Annotated in this window: 1 protein-coding gene; it reads left to right on the forward strand. The window is 45.4% G+C overall.

All coding sequences use genetic code 11. The features are described from left to right. Nucleotides 1–100 precede the first annotated feature (100 nt). Nucleotides 101–937 (forward strand): hypothetical protein, encoded by an 837-nt coding sequence (locus FJZ26_06180; GenBank protein MBM3229993.1) that lies wholly within the window; start codon nt 101–103, stop codon nt 935–937. Nucleotides 938–1,186: the final 249 nt, after the last annotated feature.

A 1,186-nucleotide genomic window follows, 5' to 3' on the forward strand; every position in this document is an offset into this window, starting at 1 on the left:
TAAACATTAAATAAACATTATTACAGGAGGCAAAAAACTTGGTCAATAATACTTTTTGCACAAGAAAAGCAGTTTTGGTTATCTTCATCACTTTGGCAATTTGGCTGCAGACAACAGCCTATTCACAAGTCACAAACGTGCCGCCAGTTGCCTCAAAACCCATTGTCCTGCCAGACCCCCTGCTTACTACAATTCTACGCTTGTAAAGTGCTTTAATGGCACTTTTTTTGACCCCGACGGGCCAAAGCCGGTAACTTTCAAATATATTTGGTACAGGAACGGGAAATATTTTTTCCCTCAAAGAAACCTGACCAGAAAGCAGTTCAATGGCAACGATGAGATTTATTGCCAGGTTACGCCATTCGACGGGCTTAATTATGGTGAGGCTGCCACTTCCGCACCCGTGAAGGTGCTAAACAGGGTGCCTGGGATAACAACAGAAACTGAGCCGCCAAACGGGCAGTTCTACTATTCGCCAGACCCATATATTAACAGCGTGGAGGTGACAATGAATTACGTGGCCAGATACAATATCAACGAGAGCTTCAAGTGCTCCATGTGGGTACATAACAAAAGCATTTACGATTCCCCACTTGTCTTTTCAGATGGCCCAAGAGTGCTTGTTTCAGGGCAGGGCGTCTCATACACGGGGAATTTTTCGTACGGGCTTTATTTTTGGCATGTGAGCTGCTATGATGACAAATACATGGTCGGAATTTTTGACCCTGAATCCAGGCACCACTTTTTTGTGCGCCCATGGCAGCCCCCAAACCTCCAGGCAACTTCGGGAAATTTGAATATGGCAGCAGGGATTAGAATGGAGGGTGGCCAATACCTGCTTTTGGTTGCCCTGCTTGCCGCAGCTGCAATAGCTTACTTCTATTTAAGGAGGCCTGCAGCAGCCAAATCCAGGCAAAGAAAATCAAAGAGCAAATAAATCAAAGGCATCCTGAAGGGCTTAAGCGCAGGCCTAAAGTATGCTTATAAATCTTTCACTCCTTAACAATAGCCTCAAGCAGCACGGCTGCAAGGCTGCAGCGGCTTGAAAAAACAGCATCAGCAAAAAAACTGTTTGCTAGTTTTCCCGTCAATCACTGCTCAAAGAAAAGCAGGAGGGCAAAAAGATGGACAAGAAAAAACTGACGCAGGCACTACAGGAGTGCATGCAGGACAAGGGAAAGAAAAA

The organism is Candidatus Parvarchaeota archaeon (assembly GCA_016866895.1).
Taxonomy (GTDB): domain Archaea; phylum Micrarchaeota; class Micrarchaeia; order Anstonellales; family VGKX01; genus VGKX01.